19 protein-coding genes, 1 tRNA gene and 1 other annotated feature are annotated in these 19,119 nt (G+C 43.6%); of the genes, 16 read left to right on the top strand and 4 right to left on the bottom strand.

The genetic code is table 11. The features are described 5' to 3' along the window. The first annotated feature begins 290 nt into the window (after nt 1-290). From WKK05_RS28915 to WKK05_RS28900, 4 genes are all read left to right on the top strand, one after another. Nucleotides 291-626, top strand: coding sequence for a BrnT family toxin (locus tag WKK05_RS28915; protein ID WP_341526459.1), 336 nt, complete (start codon nt 291-293; stop codon nt 624-626). Between the two features lie 60 nt (nt 627-686). Then, on the top strand, nt 687-845 hold the full coding sequence (locus WKK05_RS28910; RefSeq protein ID WP_341526458.1) for a type II toxin-antitoxin system HicA family toxin: 159 nt from the start codon (nt 687-689) through the stop codon (nt 843-845). 52 nt (nt 846-897) lie between these two features. Then, nucleotides 898-1,461: a Uma2 family endonuclease gene (locus WKK05_RS28905; RefSeq protein ID WP_341526457.1), complete on the top strand. Its 564-nt coding sequence runs from the start codon at nt 898-900 to the stop codon at nt 1,459-1,461. 235 nt (nt 1,462-1,696) lie between these two features. Continuing rightward, on the top strand, nt 1,697-2,269 hold the full coding sequence (locus WKK05_RS28900) for a DUF308 domain-containing protein (RefSeq protein ID WP_341526456.1): 573 nt from the start codon (nt 1,697-1,699) through the stop codon (nt 2,267-2,269). 73 nt (nt 2,270-2,342) lie between these two features. Here WKK05_RS28900 and WKK05_RS28895 read toward each other — a convergent pair whose 3' ends face one another. Further along, nucleotides 2,343-2,885, bottom strand: coding sequence for a phycobiliprotein lyase (locus WKK05_RS28895; RefSeq protein ID WP_341526455.1), 543 nt, complete (start codon nt 2,883-2,885; stop codon nt 2,343-2,345). 545 nt (nt 2,886-3,430) lie between these two features. On the opposite strand from WKK05_RS28895, the gene WKK05_RS28890 reads away from it, so the two are divergent. Both WKK05_RS28890 and WKK05_RS28885 read left to right on the top strand, forming a co-directional pair. Then, entirely contained in the window at nt 3,431-4,966 is a 1,536-nt protein-coding gene (locus WKK05_RS28890; RefSeq protein ID WP_341526454.1) for an efflux RND transporter periplasmic adaptor subunit, read from the top strand. Between the two features lie 31 nt (nt 4,967-4,997). Further along, nucleotides 4,998-8,381: an efflux RND transporter permease subunit gene (locus WKK05_RS28885; protein ID WP_341526453.1), complete on the top strand. Its 3,384-nt coding sequence runs from the start codon at nt 4,998-5,000 to the stop codon at nt 8,379-8,381. A gap of 64 nt (nt 8,382-8,445) precedes the next feature. Here the strand turns inward: WKK05_RS28885 and WKK05_RS28880 are convergent, their stop codons facing one another. Together WKK05_RS28880 and WKK05_RS28875 are read right to left on the bottom strand one after the other, a co-directional pair. Then, nucleotides 8,446-9,501 carry a glycosyltransferase family 4 protein gene (locus tag WKK05_RS28880; protein WP_341526452.1) on the bottom strand — a complete coding sequence of 352 codons (1,056 nt, stop codon included), beginning with the start codon at nt 9,499-9,501 and terminating at the stop codon, nt 8,446-8,448. Nucleotides 9,502-10,023: 522 nt separating this feature from the next. Further along, on the bottom strand, nt 10,024-10,968 hold the full coding sequence (locus WKK05_RS28875; RefSeq protein ID WP_341526451.1) for a glycosyltransferase family 2 protein: 945 nt from the start codon (nt 10,966-10,968) through the stop codon (nt 10,024-10,026). Between the two features lie 384 nt (nt 10,969-11,352). Here WKK05_RS28875 and rplS point away from each other — a divergent pair, with 384 nt between their 5' ends. From rplS to WKK05_RS28830, 9 genes are all read left to right on the top strand, one after another. Beyond that, nucleotides 11,353-11,715 (top strand): 50S ribosomal protein L19, encoded by a 363-nt coding sequence (gene rplS / locus WKK05_RS28870; protein ID WP_341526450.1) that lies wholly within the window; start codon nt 11,353-11,355, stop codon nt 11,713-11,715. Between the two features lie 149 nt (nt 11,716-11,864). Beyond that, nucleotides 11,865-11,937: transfer RNA gene (locus WKK05_RS28865), tRNA-Trp, on the top strand. Nucleotides 11,938-12,128: 191 nt separating this feature from the next. Continuing rightward, on the top strand, nt 12,129-12,350 hold the full coding sequence (secE, locus tag WKK05_RS28860) for a preprotein translocase subunit SecE (protein ID WP_341526449.1): 222 nt from the start codon (nt 12,129-12,131) through the stop codon (nt 12,348-12,350). After that, nucleotides 12,350-12,991, top strand: a complete 642-nt coding sequence (nusG, locus tag WKK05_RS28855) for a transcription termination/antitermination protein NusG (RefSeq protein ID WP_341526448.1) — start codon at nt 12,350-12,352, stop codon at nt 12,989-12,991. Before secE ends, nusG begins: the two co-directional genes overlap by 1 nt. A 6-nt stretch (nt 12,992-12,997) precedes the next feature. Beyond that, nucleotides 12,998-13,423, top strand: a complete 426-nt coding sequence (gene rplK, locus WKK05_RS28850) for a 50S ribosomal protein L11 (RefSeq protein ID WP_341526447.1) — start codon at nt 12,998-13,000, stop codon at nt 13,421-13,423. A 111-nt stretch (nt 13,424-13,534) separates the two neighbouring features. After that, nucleotides 13,535-14,251 (top strand): 50S ribosomal protein L1, encoded by a 717-nt coding sequence (gene rplA / locus WKK05_RS28845; protein ID WP_341526446.1) that lies wholly within the window; start codon nt 13,535-13,537, stop codon nt 14,249-14,251. Between the two features lie 67 nt (nt 14,252-14,318). Further along, nucleotides 14,319-14,483, top strand: a sequence feature (ribosomal protein L10 leader region). Nucleotides 14,484-14,538: 55 nt separating this feature from the next. Next, nucleotides 14,539-15,096 (top strand): 50S ribosomal protein L10, encoded by a 558-nt coding sequence (rplJ, locus tag WKK05_RS28840; protein WP_341526445.1) that lies wholly within the window; start codon nt 14,539-14,541, stop codon nt 15,094-15,096. A 67-nt stretch (nt 15,097-15,163) separates the two neighbouring features. After that, nucleotides 15,164-15,553 carry a 50S ribosomal protein L7/L12 gene (gene rplL / locus WKK05_RS28835; RefSeq protein ID WP_341526444.1) on the top strand — a complete coding sequence of 130 codons (390 nt, stop codon included), beginning with the start codon at nt 15,164-15,166 and terminating at the stop codon, nt 15,551-15,553. Between the two features lie 504 nt (nt 15,554-16,057). Next, on the top strand, nt 16,058-16,675 hold the full coding sequence (locus WKK05_RS28830) for a TMEM165/GDT1 family protein (RefSeq protein WP_341526443.1): 618 nt from the start codon (nt 16,058-16,060) through the stop codon (nt 16,673-16,675). 122 nt (nt 16,676-16,797) lie between these two features. Here WKK05_RS28830 and WKK05_RS28825 read toward each other — a convergent pair whose 3' ends face one another. Then, nucleotides 16,798-17,688 carry a tetratricopeptide repeat protein gene (locus WKK05_RS28825; RefSeq protein ID WP_341526442.1) on the bottom strand — a complete coding sequence of 297 codons (891 nt, stop codon included), beginning with the start codon at nt 17,686-17,688 and terminating at the stop codon, nt 16,798-16,800. A gap of 386 nt (nt 17,689-18,074) precedes the next feature. On the opposite strand from WKK05_RS28825, the gene WKK05_RS28820 reads away from it, so the two are divergent. Continuing rightward, nucleotides 18,075-19,103, top strand: coding sequence for a hypothetical protein (locus tag WKK05_RS28820; protein ID WP_341526441.1), 1,029 nt, complete (start codon nt 18,075-18,077; stop codon nt 19,101-19,103). The last annotated feature ends 16 nt before the right edge of the window (nt 19,104-19,119 follow it).

The following is a 19,119-nucleotide window of genomic DNA, read 5'->3' as shown; positions in this document are numbered from 1 at the left end:
ACAATCAATTTGCTTTGCGTTGTGATTGCTGTTTTATCTTCAAAGTACCTTCCCCACAGCATCGACACTTAACCGAAGTATATGATTACTCTACCGTACTTATATTTACATCTTGCATCAGTTCTAACAACCGTCTCAAAATGAATTCTATTGCTAATAGCTAAAGTCTTCTATACAAGACTGAGCGATGGTTATAGTCCACTTAAGTTAACTTCAGCTATTAGCCTTGTACTTCGAGTGCAAGGCGGAGTTTTATCAACTCTGCATAGCTAATCGGATATGATCTGGTCATGGAGTTTGAGCGGGATAAATCAAAAGCAGCCGCCAATTTGAAGAAGCACGGTGTCAGCTTTGAAGAAGCCAAAACTGTCTTCGGCAATTCTCTGGCAACGATCACGGATAAAGCAATGAGCCAGAATATGAGACAGGTAATCATGTATCGGGATGAAGATGGCTACTGGGTTGTAGAGTGTCCAAGTCTCAAAGGTTGTGTTAGCCAGGGCAAAACGAAGGAAGAAGCTCTTTCAAACATTAGGGAGGCTATCACAGGCTATATTGCTGCTCTAGAGGAAGATGGCTTACCCGTCCCGGAAGACACCTTTGAAACATTCGTGGTGGTTGTGTGAGTAAGCTGCCCAATATTTCAGGAAGAGATTGCGTCAAAGCTCTGCAAAAAGTGGGTTTCTATGAAAAGCGTAGAGAAAGCAGTCACATCATTCTGCGACGAGATGAACCGTTTGCTCAAGTTGTCCGTTCCCGATCATCAGGAGTTAGCTAAGGGAACCTTACGAGCAATTATTCGAGATGCTGATTTGAGTGTAGAGGAATTCATTGCATTACTCTAACGTGAGTTATCAAGTGTTTAAGTGCGGCTTTGAATGAAAAAGGAGCAGCTCGATGGATACAGTTGTGCTAAATCTAGACCCAATTGTTCACCTAACGGATGAACAGTTTTATCAACTATGCATGGCGAATAAAGACTTAAATCTAGAACAGAGTGCAACAGGAGAATTAATTATTGTGCCACCAGTAGGAGGTGAAAGCGGAAACCAAGAAGCTAACTTAATTACTGATTTAAATATTTGGAATCGCCAAACAAAATTAGGAATAGTTTTTAGTTCCTCAACTATCTTCAGACTGCCGAATGGAGCAAAGCGATCGCCTGATGCTGCTTGGGTAAAATTAGAACGATGGGAAGCGCTGACTGCTGAGGAAAGGAAAAAATTCCCACCACTAACGCCTGACTTTGTGATAGAACTCCGCTCTCAAAGCGACCGCCTCAAACCTCTGCAAGATAAAATGCAAGAATATCTAGAAAATGGTTTGCGTTTAGGTTGGCTGATTAATTCTCAAGATACACAGGTGGAGATTTATCGGCCAGGACAGCCTGTGGAGGTAATTCAGACACCAGCACTATTCTCTGGAGAAGAAGTATTACCAGGGTTTGAATTACAGCTATAAATTGGTGGGTTAGAATCACCACACGCTCGTTAAAAACTAACTCTTAACGCTCTTCAATCGGCTAAGGCGAGAGATATTTATCTATCAAAAGTAGTATTTGCTAACAATTAGCTGCAATCTTCTTAAAAAACTCAGTAGAACTTGTTGTGTCGCATATATCTTAGGGTTCTACCTTGTTTAACAAAAATTCCCTAGCCTAATCGTAGAGTCGATTTAAACATAGGGAAAAATTTGTATGACAACTAACGTTTCTAACGACGTCAATATCGATAAGAAAAGAAATGGAGCGTTGATAACTGGCGTTCTCTTGACTATTTTCGGAATTATTGCGATCGCATTACCCGTTGTTTCCACCATTTTTGCTGAAACTTGGTTTGCTGTGATTCTGATTTCTTCAGGATTTGCCAAGCTAGTTTATGCAACTCAAACACGCGATCGCGGCGGCTTCATTTGGAAGATATTATTGAGCGGACTTTACATCGCGACTGGTGTAATGCTATTCATTTATCCCCAAACTGGTATCCTCACACTAACTCTGCTACTAGGTAGCTTCTTGCTAACTGAAGGTGTATTCGAGCTGATTCTAGCTTTCCGTTTGCGTCCTCAAGAAAACTGGACTTGGGTGTTAGGTGATGGCATCATTACTCTATTGCTGGGTGCAATGATTTGGTTCCAATGGCCTTTTAATGCGCCTTGGATTCTTGGCACACTAGTAGGCGTTAGCATTCTCTTCACTGGTGTTTCTCGGATAGGGCTATCGCTCAATGCCGGTTCTTTGCTCAAATCTGACTCTACCGCCAGCGCTTAGGCTTGGTAGCTTAGTGTAGGGTGGAGATTATCACCACCCTACTCTCTCGTTGAACTTAATTACGAATTACGAATTACGAATTAGTATCGATCCTTTTTTCCAAATATTGACCAATCATCAACTGCTCACCAGCACGAGAGATAATAGTTTGTCTAGTGCGATATCTGCTACCAATTAGTTTTAACTCTTCCTCAAACACTGAACCGTTGTACTCAGTTCGCAAACACAGTGTTTTAGGGTTCGAGAAATAATATTTTGCGGTGACTGGTTTGGATGTGGCAAAACCGCGATCGCGATACAATATATTTCCCAAAGCTCCAAACAGTGTTGAACCTTGAGACTCCTTTCTATCTTTTAGTACATCAGTACTTTGCCAAATAACTTCTGCACCACAGAGCAAACTAACTGAAGTGGGTAAATCGTGCATCTGAGCTAGTTGTTGCAACTCACTGCATCCCTGCTGTAAAAACCGGATGGTAATTATACTCTCGATTTGCTTGGTCTCTCCCTGCGGTAAGGTGTAGTACCGCCGCTCAGAGCGCCATTTCCCCGCTGATTCCTGAAAAAATTCTGCAAGCTGGGATTCTTCAGCAGTTTGTACTAGTTGTTGTGTCACTCTTAACTTTCCTCACTTACAGTTAATTTTTGCTCTTATTTCTGTGGTACATATCAGCTTATTCTTTGCTACCTATGCAAAAAAGACCTATATGCATTACAACACCCAAAAAGCAATTGCTGTTTAATATTCTTAATATATTATCTTCAAAGGAAAATTACTAGTCTTTTGCTATATTGGCCGTGATTATCTAAAAATCAAGTTAACTATTTGATACTGGCTTAAGTAAAATCTAAGACAGAAAAAACCCATATCTTTAAGAAATACAAGTTTTCTCCTATGGGTAGATGGTTGAAAATTCAAAAATATTTATACTAAAATTTATTAATTTGTAATTACATCTGCAAGAAGGCGCTTACTTTTGCGTAAGCAGTAGCGCGGTGAAAATTGTTTGTTTTTGTAGGAAAAATAGTAATTTTCAATACAGAAAATTATAGAGAGATAGGTTATTGTCTCTCGCCACCGCCTATTAGTCATATCTTTTAGGATTACTTGGTAATGCACGGCTTTTGAAACCCAAAACCTCCCAAATACCAAAAAAGCAAATGATTTTGGACGAAAATAAGCCGCATAAGCGGGCGAAAATCTTAACTTCCGCAGCCGCTAATCAGGTAATTAATACCCAGTTAGATACAGTTGTAAAAACTGACACGGCTGTTGCAGATGTAAGAAGTAATGTATCAACATTAACCAGGTTCCGGGGTTTTCGGACTCCAGTATCCTCTTTTGCATCCATCTTATTAATTCCCTGTTTGCTGCTATCAGTAAGTTGCGGCTCATTGCCGAAGGAAGCAGCTGATGCACAATCTCAGCGTCCTGGTAGTGGTGAAGGGCGTAGTCGTGTAACGCCTGTAGATGTAGCGATCGCCCGCACAGGCTTGCTAGAGACACAACCAGAATATACAGGTAATACAGTACCATTCCGGGTTGTATCGCTGCGATCGCAAGTTGAAGGACGGCTGTTGGCTTTAAATGTAGATGTAGGTGACACAGTAAAGCAAGGGCAGAACATCGGGCAGTTAGATGATGCCATTTTGTCTACAGAGTTAAAGCAAGCCGAAGCCGAACTAGCAGCCTTAAAATCAGAAGTAGCTAGGATCAGAAATCAGGTAAGTAATGCTCGTGCTGAAGTAGAACGGGTGCGGTTACAACTAGTGCAAGCGCAGTCAGACTCACAACGACAACAGAAACTGTTTCAATCGGGAGCGATCGCTGAACAAACAGCCCAACAAGCACGGACTCAAGCGCAAACAGCTGCCCAAGCACTGCGAGCAGCTCAAGAGCAAGTGCGTACAGAACAGCAAGCAGTCGCCGCCGCCCAAGGCAGAGTAGTAGCTCAACAAGCGGTAGTAGCCCAAGCCAAAGAGCGCAGATCCTACACTCGCCTCACATCCCCAATTAATGGGGTAGTCACAGGGAAGGTAACAGAACCTGGCAATTTACTGCAAGCAGGTGGCGAAGTCTTAAGTATCGGTGACTTTAACCGCGTCAAAGTCGCCCTTGCAGTTTCTGAATTAGAACTGGCACAAATTCAGCTTGGGCAAGCTGTACAAGTTCGGTTAGATGCCTTCCCAAATCAAACATTAGTCGGCAGAGTTATCCGCATTTCTCCAGCTGCGGATGCCACAGCTCGCTTGATACCAGTAGAAGTAGTAATTCCCAACAATGACGGCAAGATTGGTAGTGGGCTGCTGGCGCGAGTCAAGTTTGAAAATCAGACATCGCAACGAGTATTAGTACCGCAAGCAGCTATTCAGAAACAAGCCAGAGGCAATAAATCCAATGGCACAGGGGAAACGCAAACAAATGTCAAGCAGTCTTCTTCACCAGATATAGCCAGAACAAACTCCCAAGACCGAACTGGAACTATATTTGTCGTCACAGACGCAGAAGGCAAAGCCAAGGTAACTTCACGACCAGTCAACTTAGGGAAAACGGCTGATGGCAGAGTAGAAGTTTTATCTGGTTTACAACCGGGAGAGCGCTACGTTGTTAGAAGTGGTAAGCCGTTAAAAGATGGGGAAACTGTAAATCTTTCGGTTCTTTCGGAAACAGCAGACTCAGCCCCAAGAAGCAATTAAAAATTGTTGTTTTGAAATTTGAATTGAAAAGATGCAGCAGGCAAATAATAATGGCGGATTTAGCATCAGCGCGATCGCAATCCGTCAGCACATTGGCACACTCATGCTTACCGTGGCGGTAATTGTTGTAGGAATATTTTTTCTTACAACCATCCAAGTAGATTTACTACCAGCCATTACCTATCCCCGAATTGGCGTCCGGTTAGAAGCACCCGGTATTTCCCCAGAAGTAGCAGTAGATGAAATCACTAGACCCCTAGAAGAAGCTTTATCAGCAACCGAAAATGTAGTGCAGGTATTCTCACGTACCCGTGAAGGACAAGTTAGTCTCGATTTATACTTCCAACCTGGTGGCGACATTGATCAAGCGCTCAACGATGCGACAGCAGCCTTTAACCGAGGGCGAGGACAACTGCCAGAGACCATAGAGGAGCCGCGCTTATTTAAAGTCGATCCTTCGCAATTACCAGTTTATGAATTGGCACTGACATCTTCTTCCCTCCCAGGTAAAGATTTACGTGTATTTGCTGATGAAGAATTAACCCGTGAACTCAGCGTCGTGCCAGGAGTCGCCGCAGTTGATGTATCTGGTGGTGCTGAGGAAGAAGTACGAGTGCTTGTTGACTTAAACCGTTTGCAAGCTTTGGGTGTGGGGTTAAATAATGTACTCAATGAACTAACATCTCGTAACCAAGATACTTCTGGTGGTCGGATATTGGGGCAAAATTCCGAGCCATTAACTCGGACTGTAGGACGCTTCCGAGAAGCGAGGGAAATTGAAAACCTCTCCCTAGAAGTTTCCTCCCCTGCCTCCCCTGCTTCCCCCTCATCCCTTACCCGCCGCGTCTATATGCGAGACTTTGCTGAGGTAATCGACGATACAGAAGAACAACGAGTATTTGTCTACCTCAACCGTCAGCCTGCTGTGAAAGTGTCAATTCAAAAGCAACCAGAAGCCAACACAATTACAGTTGTAGATTTGGTGAAAAAGCGAATTGAGCAATTACAGCAATCAGGTTTGATTCCAGCGGACATGACTTTAAGTCCCACCACAGATGAATCAGTCTTCATCCGCAATTCTTTAAATGATGTCATCTTCTCTGGGATTTCTGGGGCATTGTTAGCAGCAGCAGCAGTATTGTTATTTCTGGGATCAATCAGGCAAACATTGATTATCAGTATCACAATACCGCTGTGTACGCTGGCAGCGATCGCTCTGATGAAAATCTTTGGCTTGACTTTGAACGTATTCAGTTTGGCAGGTCTGACATTGGGAGTTGGTCAAGCAATTGATACATCTGTTGTGATTTTGGAGAACATTTCCGAAAAAACAGGCATGACTCCCAATCAGAGAGAGATAGATAAAGGGAGAAGGGAAGAGGGGGAAAAAGTGAGAACCCCCAATAAAAAATTCTTTATTGACAGTGCGATTACTGCTTCGCAAGAAGTTGAATCTGCCTTAGTTGCTGCTACAGGAGCCAATTTAGTTTCTGTAGTACCATTCCTGTTAATTGGCGGCTTTATCGCACTGCTATTTAATGAACTGATTCTGACAATTAGCTTTGCAGTAGCAGCTTCCCTTGTCGTCGCAATTACAGTAGTACCGATGCTGAGTTCTCGGCTTTTGGGAATTAGCTGGTCTAGTCGAATCAGCGAATTTTGGTTACTTAAACAGTTTAATCACCGCTTTGAAGATGTGACGCGGGGATACGGCTACGTTTTAACCAAGATTTTACGCTATCGGCTTTTCGTAGTTACTGCTGCTTTGCTAATTCTCGGCGGCGGCAGCGTGTTTATGTTTGGTCAAATTCCCCAAGAAATTTTACCCCGGATTAGTACTGGCCAAGCCAACTTAAGAGCGCAATTTCCTCCTGGTACACCTTTGGCAACTTCTGAGAAAGTTATGCAAATTGTCGATGACATTTTGCTCAAACAACCAGAAACTGCCTCTACTTTCACAACTGTCGGGGGTAATCTGTTTGGCAACAATACTACAGAGAATCCTTTACGTGCCAGCAGCACCATCAATCTCAAACCAGGGACAGATGTCGAAGCTTTCGTTAAAAAAGTAACTCAGCAATTTAACAAACTCAACTTGGCAGGGATTCTACTACGCCTCAATCCTGGACAAGTGCGGGGTTTAATCTTGAGTAATTCCCCAGTGCAAGGGTCAGAAGTTGATGTCATCCTCCAAGGTGAGAATGAAGAAAACTTAACCCAAGCAGGGGCGCAAGTGCTGCAAGCTTTACAGGAAAGGGCAACACTAGCGACATTCCGACCAGACGCCGACCCCAGGCAACCGGAAATCCAAATTCGCCCAGACTGGGAACGGGTTTCGGCTTTAGGGCTGACTGCTCAGCAAATTGGTGCAACCATTCAAACAGCAATTGAAGGTTCAGTTCCCACGCAAATACAACGCGGTAACCGATTGGTTGATGTGCGGGTACAGCTAAATAAAGAAGCGATTCAGCGACCTTCTCAGTTAGAGCAATTACCCCTATTTACACAAAACAATCAACTGATTCGCCTTTCAGATGTTGCCCGCATTGAAGAAGGTCAAGCCCCTGGGGAGGTGCAGCGGATTAATCAGCGCCAAGCTTTTGTTGTAGCAGGCAACCTCAACGAGGGAGTTAGTCTGAGTGAAGCCATAGCAGAAGTCAATGAGGTACTCAAAAGCGTAGACTTACCTGATGGCGTTTCAATTGTGCCTAGTTCTGCCCAGGAAACTAATAATCAGCTTCAGGATGCTTTAAAAACTTTGGGAGCGTTAGCAACGTTTTTAATCTTCGTCGTGATGGCGGTACAATACAATTCGCTGATTGACCCGTTGGTAATTATGTTTACTGTGCCGCTAGCTTTAGCTGGAGGACTTTTTGGACTTTACATTACCCAAACGGCGATTGGTGCAACTGTAATTGTTGGCGTAGTGCTGCTAGTGGGAATTGTGGTGAACGCAGGGATTTTGATGGTGGAATTAGCGAACCAAATTCGCGAAGAAGAAGATTGTACTCGCCAAATTGCCATCATGAAAGCTGCTCCGCAACGCTTACGCCCGATTATCATGACTACAGTCACGACTATCTTGGGGCTGTTTCCTTTAGCGTTGGGGATTGGGGAAGGTTCAGAGTTTTTGCAGCCTTTGGGGATTGTCGTTTTCTTTGGAATGGCGATCGCTACATTCCTAACACTGTTTATCATCCCCTGTTTTTATATTCTGCTGCACGATGTTCTAGGTGGTAATTGGGGAAAACCAGTGGCAGCTGGGCTACGTGGATTGCAGAAAAGGTTTTATTACACCTTTGCTGGTATAAGAAAATCTAAGTTTTTGAAACGTAGACGCACAAGCGGCTTGCCGCAGGCTACCGCAAAGGACACAAAGGAAGAGAAAAGACAGGAAACAGGAGATAGGAGGTAAGAGGCAGAAAGCAGGAGTCAAGAGTTAATATCTATTCTTACCCTGCTCCCTATGCCCTATGCCCTCATCCTGCAATTAACTCACGATAAACTGCCAGCGTTTGCTGATGAACGCGGGCAACATTCAACCACTCTAAATTTTGATGCGATCGCTGTTTCCACTCGTGCAGCATCTCAGAATTACTCAGTAATTCCACTAAGACCTTGGCCAAACTATTACTATCTTTTGCTGGTACTAATAGTCCTGCTTGCCCATATTCCAAAGCTTCAGGAATGCCGTCTACTTGAGTACCAATGATTGCAGCTCCGGCTTCTCTAGCTTCGGAAAGTACCAATGGGCAAGGGTCACGGTGAGAAGCTAGCACAAATATGTCACAAGATTTTAAATAGCGTTGCGGTTCTGGTTGGAAGCCCTCGAAATGAATACGTTCTGCTACAGAAGTTGCTTGTGCTTGCGCTTCAAATAGCTCTCTGTCAGGCCCATTTCCTACCAAATAAAGATGCGCTTGGGGAAAATCTGGGGCTATTTGCTCAAAAGCGGCGATTAATTCAGCAATTCCCTTGCGTTTATACATTCCGGCTACAGTAGCGATCGCCGGACGCTGTAATGGTAAAGGTTGATAATCTTGTATTTGCCGAGTTCGTGGACTACCTAAAGTCCCATTGCAGACTACCCGTAACTTGCTTTCTGGGATACCCCGCTGTGCCATTGATGATTGCACAGCCTTGCTGACAGCAATTACTCTATCAGCTAAACCCATCAGCAGGCTAGCACGCTGAAATTCATTATGTACTGTGGAAACTAAAGCATAGTTAGATTTGAGAATACGTGCTAGTACTATTCCCGTCATCATATGAGCATGAACAATATCCGGCTGAAATTCTGCTGCGATCGCTCGATAACGAACGCCCGCTTTCATAATACTTATCGGTTGCCGGCTTTGGTCTAGTTGGTAGTGTTTGACGCCACAATCGGCTAGTAATGCTTCGTATTCTCCACCAGCAGATACTACCGCGACCTCATGACCCGTTTTTTCCTGTAGACAAGCCAGATCCACTGCGACATTTACAATACCATTACCTATCTCTTGAACATGGTTCAAAATATGTATTATTCGCATAATTTCTGAAAGGTATGTAAAAAAATAAGATAATTAATACCATTTTGATTTTGGAATTTACGGAAAGTTTGAGCCAAGCCTTTTCCGCTTAGGACATAGGAAGCTCAGAACTTTCCAAAACTCATTGTGAAAGAGTTATTGATAATCGCTGTGAGCGCTCCATCTATCGGAATCACTAATCAAATTGGTATAACTAGGTGTTAATAATCATAATCATCAGGGATATTTGTGAATACTCAAAAATAGCTAACAAGAAATGTACAACTGACCACTTACAGTTGTAACCAGCTACTTCGCTTTCTTCACTCCTTCATGATATACAGTCTTATTAATTTATTTTCTAATTACTAAATAATGTATTTCAATACATTTAATCCTGGCATATTTTACCAAAAATCCTCTGTTTCATTACTTTTCAGGTCATTACTGAAAACTATTTATCACTAACAAAATAAATATTACACAGGCATGGTGAAGATACTGTATCTGTGATAGCAAAAACTATTGCAAATCCTTAAATAATTAGGAATCAATTAACACAAATTTGCGAATCAGAGCATTTTCTCCTTGGGAGCGACGCGATAAGACAGCAGTTAACAAAAACTTCCAAGGTTGAGGAGAAAATACAGACGGATCTATAATTGACACAAAGCTCTTAATATTCTTTTGTTTCAGTGCTACTAGAAGCCAATGTAGTTTCAGATAATTTTTTATATCTTGAAGCAGAGGAATTTCTGAGCGGTGTTCTTTGTCCACCAAAGCGTAAATCTTCTCTTTCATCAAGATATTTGTAGTCAACCGTCGAGACAAAGAAAATTTTTGATTATACGCGCCGGGCCAGATAGTGCGATAAGCAAGACACTGATTCAGGAAAATGGCATGGCCAAACTGAGCAATGCGAATCCAAGAATCAATATCATCACAGTTAGCATCAAGTGTAGAATCCCAACCACCAGTTTGCAGAAAAGCTTCGCGGCTGCAAGCTACTTGTGCAGGCGTGCCAAAAGGTACAAGCTCTAAGAGCATACCGTAGTGAATATCGGCTTGAGGAATATAAAAAGCTAATCCAGGGCCAAGCTGCGGCGTGCGACTGAGTTCAACTTCATTACCATCGACTTGAGCCGCAACACAAGAGCAAATGACAGCATCAGGACAAAGTGCGATCGCTTTTACCATCTCTTCCAAACAATTGAGAGCTAAGTAGTCGTCATCATCCAAAAATTTAATCCAGTCGCCGCTAGCTTTTGCAACTCCAGCATTTACCGTTGCTGCATGACCTTGATTGACCTCATTTCGATAATAAACAACGCTATTACCTAAGCTTTTTACATAAGTTTCTGTGTCATCAGACGAACAATCGTCGGCAACTACTACCTCACACTTAATCGTTTGGTTAAGAGCAGAATTAATAGCTCTTTGTAATAGATTGAGGCGATTGTAAGTACTGATAACGACGCTAAATTTCATAAACTTTATACTGGTGGTCTAGTCTTTTGTAGCACTCTTTATTATTACAAGGCACTCATACCAGAAAAGTTTGGGGACTGGGAACTGGGTAATGGTTACTGAGTATTCGTGAAAGGGAAGAACCATCCCCTTGAATTTTTAACTTTTCTCCCTTCTCCCCCAGTCCCTAATACCTAATTCCCCAACGATGCACTGAGTTTCGACTACGCTCAACTACCGCCTGTCGTAAAGCCTGCGGCATAGCTGCGCTTAGAGCGCAGCCTCTCGTAGAGAAGTGTCCCCAATCCCCAGTCCCCAGTCACTTTGAATCTCAATGGTTAACTGGACTGCTAAGCGGTTAAGATTTATGATTGATGATCGTGAGTTTTTTTTAGTAAATAGACAATGAACGCTCAAGAGATTATCCGCTCTATCGAAGCGGAACAACTAAAAACTAATCTGCCCGAAATTTACGTCGGCGATACGGTTAAAGTCGGAGTAAAAATCAAGGAAGGCGAAAAATTCCGTGTCCAGCCCTATGAAGGGGTGGTGATCGCGAAACGCAATGGCGGTATTAACGAGACTATTACAGTCCGCAAGGTTTTTCAAGGTGTTGGCGTTGAGCGGGTATTTTTGTTGCATTCTCCCCGGATTGATAGCATCAAAGTATTGCGTCGCGGTAAGGTACGGCGTGCTAAACTGTATTATCTTCGCGGTCGCGTTGGCAAAGCAACCCGGATCAAACAACGCTTTGACCGTCCTTTGTAATTTGCCATTCTCGACTATGGGAGAAATACCTAACATGAGGCGGCTCCTGCCGCTGATTTGTTCCCTCGACAAAATTAAGATATAATAGTCAAATATTGCGTTAAACTGAAATTTAGTTCAGCGCAATGACTAAATCAAAAACAGCTTGTGCGCTCTTAGTTCAGTTGGTAGAACGCAGGTCTCCAAAACCTGATGTCGGGGGTTCAAGTCCTCCAGGGCGCGCTCAAGAACAAAAGATAAAGCCCGAAAAAATTACGCAACTGCTAACATAGCAGTTAGCGCTAATGATTTCGGGTATAACTTTTGTATTTACAGCTTTATTTTCCTCCAATGAATGGGATGAGATAAAAGCTGTGAGCCTGATTGAAAATTAGCAGGGTATAGCTGTATCAAAAACGGGGGGATAAACGGCCGTGGCCAAAAAAAATGAAGCAGAATTGCCAGAAACTACAAATGGGTTCAGCTTTGGCAACTTCGTACAAGGAACCAGAGAAGAACTTGAGAAAGTAGTTTGGCCCAGTCGCAAGCAGGTGGTAAGCGAATCAGCTGCCGTATTGTTAATGGTTATACTCTCCGCATCTTTGATATATTTGGTCGATGGATTGTTTGCTTGGGCAGCGAAACAGGTGTTCTGATGACTTCTGCAACAGACGAACCATATAACTCCACGTTGCAGTCGGAGGAAACAGGAGAAACCGCAGAAACAGCTTCAAACGAAGCACGCTGGTATGCGGTGCAAGTAGCCTCAGGCTGTGAAAAGCGTGTTAAAACTAACTTGGAGCAACGCATCCAAACTTTTGATGTGGCCGAAAAAATTGTCCAGGTAGAAATTCCACACACGCCAGCGGTGAAAATCCGTAAAGATGGCAGTCGCCAGCATACGGCAGAAAAAGTTTTTCCTGGCTATGTGCTGGTGCGGATGATGATGGATGATGATACTTGGCAGGTAGTGCGGAACACTTCCCACGTAATTAATTTTGTGGGTTCGGAGCAAAAACGTGGTAGCGGCAGGGGTCGCGGTCATGTCAACCCGATACCCCTGAGTAATTCAGAAGTAGAACGCATATTCAAACAAACTGCCGAACAGGAGCCAGTTGTCAAAATTGATATGGCTGCTGGTGATAAGATAATCGTACTTTCTGGCCCCTTTAAAGACTTTGAAGGCGAGGTAATTGAAGTATCTCCAGAACGGAGTAAACTCAAAGCCTTGCTCTCGATTTTTGGTAGGGATACACCAGTAGAATTGGAATTTAATCAGGTAGAGAAACAGAGCTAAATACAAATGGCGAAAAAAGTAGTAGCGGTCATTAAGTTGGCCCTGAATGCTGGAAAAGCCAATCCAGCACCGCCGGTAGGCCCTGCACTGGGTCAACATGGTGTTAATATTATGATGTTCTGCAAGGAATATAACGCTAAAACAGCAGATCAAGTGGGGATGGTGATACCTGTAGAAATTTCGGTTTTTGAAGACCGGAGTTTTACATTTGTCCTCAAAACACCACCAGCATCAGTGCTAATTCGCAAGGCAGCGAAAATTGAAAAAGGTTCTAATGAACCCAACAAAAAGAAAGTTGGGTCAATTAGCAAAGCGCAATTGCAAGAAATAGCCCAAACCAAACTGCCCGATCTCAATGCCAATGACATAGATGCGGCAATGAAGATTGTGGCAGGAACTGCCAAGAATATGGGCGTAACAGTCACAGACTAAAAAAGTGATGAGTTCTTGAGTTAAAAATTCAACTCAATCCAAAATCCCAATCTAAAATCCCAAATTGAATTGGGGGAGAGGCAAAGCTTCGGAATTACCCCAGGAGAAAAAATGGTAAAAAAATTATCACGCCGCTTGCAGGCTTTGCAAGAAAAAGTAGAAGACAGGGATTATCAACCCTTAGAAGCGTTATCCTTGCTCAAAGACACAGCAACAGCTAAATTCTCTGAAGCCGCTGAAGCGCACATTCGGCTGGGAATTGACCCGAAGTATACAGATCAACAGTTGCGAACAACCGTGGCATTGCCCAAAGGCACAGGACAAATCGTTCGGGTGGCGGTAATTGCTAGAGGTGAAAAGGTAAACGAAGCAACTCTTGCTGGTGCTGATATAGCGGGTTCAGAAGAGCTGATTGACGAAATTCAAAAAGGCAGGATGGACTTTGACAAGCTGATTGCCACACCAGATGTGATGCCACAGGTGGCGAAGCTGGGTAAGTTACTTGGGCCTCGTGGTTTGATGCCATCTCCCAAGGGTGGAACAGTGACATTTGACATAGCAAGTGCGATCGCTGAATTCAAAGCTGGTAAATTAGAGTTCCGAGCTGATCGAACGGGTATTGTCCATGTTATGTTTGGTAAGGCATCCTTCTCGCCTGAAGATTTGTTAGTAAACCTGAAGGCATTGCAAGAGACGATTGACCGTAACCGTCCTTCAGGAGCCAAAGGTCGTTATTGGCGGACATTTTATGTAGCTGCCACAATGGGGCCAGCGATTAAAATCGATATTAGCGCCCTGCGGGATTTGAAACTGACCGAAGCAGCATAAAAGGGAATAGGGAGTGTGGAGTAGTGAATTTTCCTACTCACTGCTACTGCTCCACACTCCCTGCTCAGAAATTAAATAACCAAAGCCGGAGACAGCAGGTGCTAATAGCTTAATATCCTGCCGAGGTTAAAGTTGTAATTGCTTGAAGTGCCACTATCAAAGGTGTGACTGCGGCATGAAGACTATTACTGTTAAACCCCGGCTAAGATAGCTGGGGTTTGTTGTTTTAGGTTGGTTAGAAGAAGACTCACAAGTATGGAGGATGATTTTGAGGAGGTGAAACAAACATGGGTAGAACAATAGCAGATAAAAAAGAGATAGTAGCTGATCTCAAAGAAACTTTGAGTGAGTCAAGCCTGGCGCTCGTAATTGACTACCAGGGGCTAACTGTTTCTGAAATCACTGATTTACGGCGACGGCTACGTCCAAGTGGGACTGTTTGCAAGGTGACTAAGAACACCTTGATGGGCATTGCCATTCAAGATCAAGAAAAATGGCAGCCATTATCAGAACTGCTTACAGGTGCTTCTGCATTTTTGCTGGTCAAAGAGGATTTCTCCTCTGCAATTAAGGCATACCAAGAATTCCAGAAAGTTAGCAAGAAGACAGAACTTCGTGGCGGCGTCATGGAAGGTCGGCTGCTCAAAGAACCAGATGTCAAGGCTCTTGGAGACTTGCCATCTAAGGAACAGCTCATCGGACAAATTGCTGGAGCTATCAACGCTGTCGCAACCAAGCTGGCCTTCGGTATCAACGAAGTTCCCAGTTCGTTGGCTCGCGCTTTGCAGGCTGTTGCCGACGCAGAAAAAGGCGGTAGCCCAGAAGCGGAAAGTGCTAGCGAATAAAATTCGCAGTTTATCAGTCCATAGTCTAAATGACTAATAACTAATTAAAATTACAGGAGTTATATCAATGTCTGCTGCAACCGATCAAATTTTGGATCAACTTAAAACCCTGAGTTTGCTAGAAGCTGCTGAGTTAGTCAAGCAAATTGAAGAAGCATTTGGTGTCAGTGCTGCTGCACCTGTTGGTGTTGCGTTTGCGGCTCCAGCCGGTGGCGCCGCTCCTGTTGAAGAAGCTGTTGAGCAAACCGAGTTTGACGTAATTCTAGAATCCGTCCCAGCTGATAAGAAGATTGCCGTGCTGAAGATTGTACGGGAATTAACTGGCCTAGGTCTCAAAGAAGCGAAAGATTTGGTGGAAGCTGCACCCAAGCCAGTCAAAGAAGCTATTGCTAAAGATGCTGCTGAAGATGCTAAAAAGCGGATCGAAGAAGCTGGCGGTAAGGTGACTGTGAAGTAGTCGCAGTTATACTAGCGATTTTTGATCAAGGAGTCTAATTTAGGCTCCTTTTTTATTCATCAGATTGTGAATTGGTATTATACCAATTCAATTAATGATTGCAACACATCCTTGGGTGAAGACGCGATGAATCGCGTCTCTACAAATGGACTATTTGTTGCATTCTTTTTTCTAATTGGTATTACTTACGCAACACATAATAACGATATTTCTTATAATAGTTATTTTTTAATTTGTATAGTAAAACTTCCCTTTTCATTGACTACTGTCTGTAACAGAGGTACAATAGCGATCGCATAGAAGGGGAGTAGCTGCTGGCAACAAAAGTTAGAAGCCAGTGCATCTGAATCAACATACTGGCGCTTAGCCTGGTTCAGATGGCAAATAATAAATATTTGAAAGCGAGACCTTCACTGAGTTCACACCATCAAATGTGAGCTTGGTGAGGTCTTTTGGTTCTCATCAAGCTTCGCATCAGTAAACGATTCTTAGGAGCTTGAGAGAGTGATAACAGCTTTTACCGCAGGTTTACTACTAATTACAGTTTCAGAACTAGGCGATAAAACATTTTTTATCGCTGTAATTTTAGCAATGCACCACTCGCGGCGGCTGGTATTTACAGGTGTAATAGCTGCTTTAGCGGCGATGACAATACTTTCGGTGCTATTAGGACAAACGGTGTCTTTGTTGCCCAAAGCTTATATTCATTACGCCGAAATAGTCTTATTTATTGCCTTTGGTTTGAAATTATTGTACGACGCCAAGAAGATGCCTGCTGCCTGTGATACAGAAGTTGTAGAGGAAGCAGAAGCAGCAGTGAAACAAGCAGATTTACAATTACCAAAGCGAAAAAGTGCTTGGGCAATTATAGTAGAAGCCTTTATCTTGACATTTATGGCAGAGTGGGGCGATCGCACACAAATAGCTACAATTGCCCTAGCAGCCGCCAATAATCCGTTTGGGGTGACAATAGGTGCAATATTAGGACACGCCATTTGTGCAGCGATCGCAGTTATCGGTGGCAAAATGATAGCTGGTCGAATTTCTGAGCGTCAACTAACTTTTATCGGCGGCTGCTTGTTTCTAGTTTTTGGTGTAGTTGCTGCCATTGAAGGGAGATGAGGAAGTAGCGGAGCAGGGGGCAGGGAGCAGGGGAGAAATAAATTAATAACTCTTGTACAGACGCGATTAATCGCGTCTCTACTCTTGACTCTTGTACAGTATAATCGCGTCTCTACGACTCCCTACTTAGGCGTTTCAGCCGCAGGTGCAGTCGGTACAGCAGGAGTACCAGGGAGGGGTGCAGTTGCTGTTTTGTTGATTTCGTCTTTGTACTGAGCAGGTGCTAAGGCTGAGGCTTTATCAAACACAGGTTTTGCTTCTGTGTCTTTGCCCTGTTGCTTTAAAAGCATTGCCTTTGCAAAAACCGGGCGAAAATCCTTTGGATCTTTTTCAATTGCCTGATCGTAGACAGAAGTGGCTTGTGCGTAGCGCTTCTGAGAGGCGTGAACAGATCCTAACAGGACTTGCACTGCGATCGCATCTACACTTCCAGGTTGGATTTTATTTGCCTGGGCAGCATTAGTGAGGGTATCTTGCAGTAAGCCAATGGCTGCTTCTGGGCGCTGCTGACTTAGCAACAGACCTACCATCCCCTGTAAAGCATTCAAATCACCTGGTTTCGTTGCCAAAATCGAGCGATAAGCTTGTGCAGCTCCTTCCTTATCACCAATTTGCTGTTTTGCTTGAGCTAACAGCACTCCATATTCTGAATTTTCTGGATTCAGTTTAGCTAACTTTTCTAAAGGTTCAATTACAGCTTGAATATCAGCTGGTTGAACCTCACCTTTTCCTTTTTGACTCAGCAGTTGTAGCCGTGCTTGTAACACTCCTTTGAGTGCAGTTTGATTTTCTGGTTCCCTTTGCAAAACCAGTTCATAACCGCGAACCGCATCTTCCAGTTTTGATTTTTGCTCAGAGGAAGTTAAGCTGCCTCTGCTACTAGCAACATTTTGATTTGAGGGTGGTGTATTATTAAAAGCCCCGATTATGGGAATCACTGAAACACCCACAAAAGCGAGAACTGCTAGAGCCAAAACGACTTTAACTATCCAGCGATTGCTCGTTTGAGACACAATTTTTTCCTTGTCCTGAACTTTAATGACATTATCATTTCCACATTTACACAAATCGGAAAGTTAAAAATTTCCAAAACTTTGCGGAATACCGCCAATTGCTTGTGAATTTTATAACAAATAACTTATTTACACTGCTAAAGTAAGTGATGACTTTAGGAGGAGCCGCCAAAATTGTACCTATGATATGCTTCCGAAACTAGTGTAAAGGCGCTAAACGAAACATTTGTGTACAAATGACAAATTTAGCGTCTTTAGAATTGTATAGGGCGATCTGATGTGATTTTGTTGAAAGTAAATATACTTTCACCAGCCGCATAAACGCTCTTTTCAGCTGCCTTAGTAAAATCCCACAATGGGATGTGTCTCCGCCGCAAGGAGTTTTTATGAATTCCGACCTGATGCCGTTGCCTGAATCTTCCAATTCTTCTGCCTCTAACGAGGGTCAAACTCAAATAGAAACTGTCGCTCATATTCACCCAGCCAAAGAAGTCCAGTCTTCTAAGCCTGAGAATTCGCCTGTTAACAATGATGAAGCTGCTTCAAATGACAACTTAGCCAATCGGCAGCAACCAATTCCACCTCCCAGCGAACCGATGCAGTACCGTGCGATCGGGCTTGTTCGTGGTCGCTACCATGCTAGCAGCGAACAGTTTACTCAAGGAACGCTGGTAACCACAGATGCTGTAGAACTTAACGCCGTCCTTTTAGGTCGGATTATGAGCTTAGTCAAGAATCATCTAGACTTAGAAAAAGAACATCTGTGGGTAGTTTATCCGCGCACAAGACAAGAAAATGATACCTTGCACATCCAAATTGTCGGAGTTTGGGAGCCAGAAAATCTGGCAAAACAGCTCACAGATGAGGATGAGCAAGACCAAGAGCCACAAGAGTTAGAGATACCCGATAATGGTTCATCTGATAACTCTCAAGAAAATGGGCAGATACCCTCATCAGAAATTAGAGATGGTGGTTTTTCTGTTCGTGGTGAGGTAGTTTACCAGTCTTATGATGCTAAGAGCTTGGTGGTAAAAATTAAGCAAGCTCCACGCAAAACAACTGATAAACCCAAGTATTTTAAGTTGAAACTTAGAGGTGTACTTGGTACTAAAGCCGTAGGGAAGTTTTGGGACTTCCAAGTAAAGAGAGAAGCTGACGTATTAATAGTAGAAAAAGCTGAAGCGATCGCTGACTTGCCCAAAAAACGCCGACCACCATTCAGAAGTGGCCCAGGGCCTCGTGCTGGTGGCGGTGGTGCTGGCGGCGGAAGGAGACCATTCCCACCCAGACGCAGCGGGGAAACTCCACCACGTCCTATCAAGAAGGCAGGCGGCGACCCCTCTGCGGTGTCAAAACCTATACCCAAAACGCCTGCTCCTAAGCCAATCAAGCGACCGAAACCAACGCAAGAGTAGAAGAGTGGGGGAGGGG

The sequence above is a fragment of the Nostoc sp. UHCC 0302 genome (assembly GCF_038096175.1).
GTDB lineage: Bacteria > Cyanobacteriota > Cyanobacteriia > Cyanobacteriales > Nostocaceae > UHCC-0302.
The sequence above is the reverse complement of the archived record's forward strand: the minus strand, read 5'-3'. Positions and strand labels throughout refer to the sequence as shown.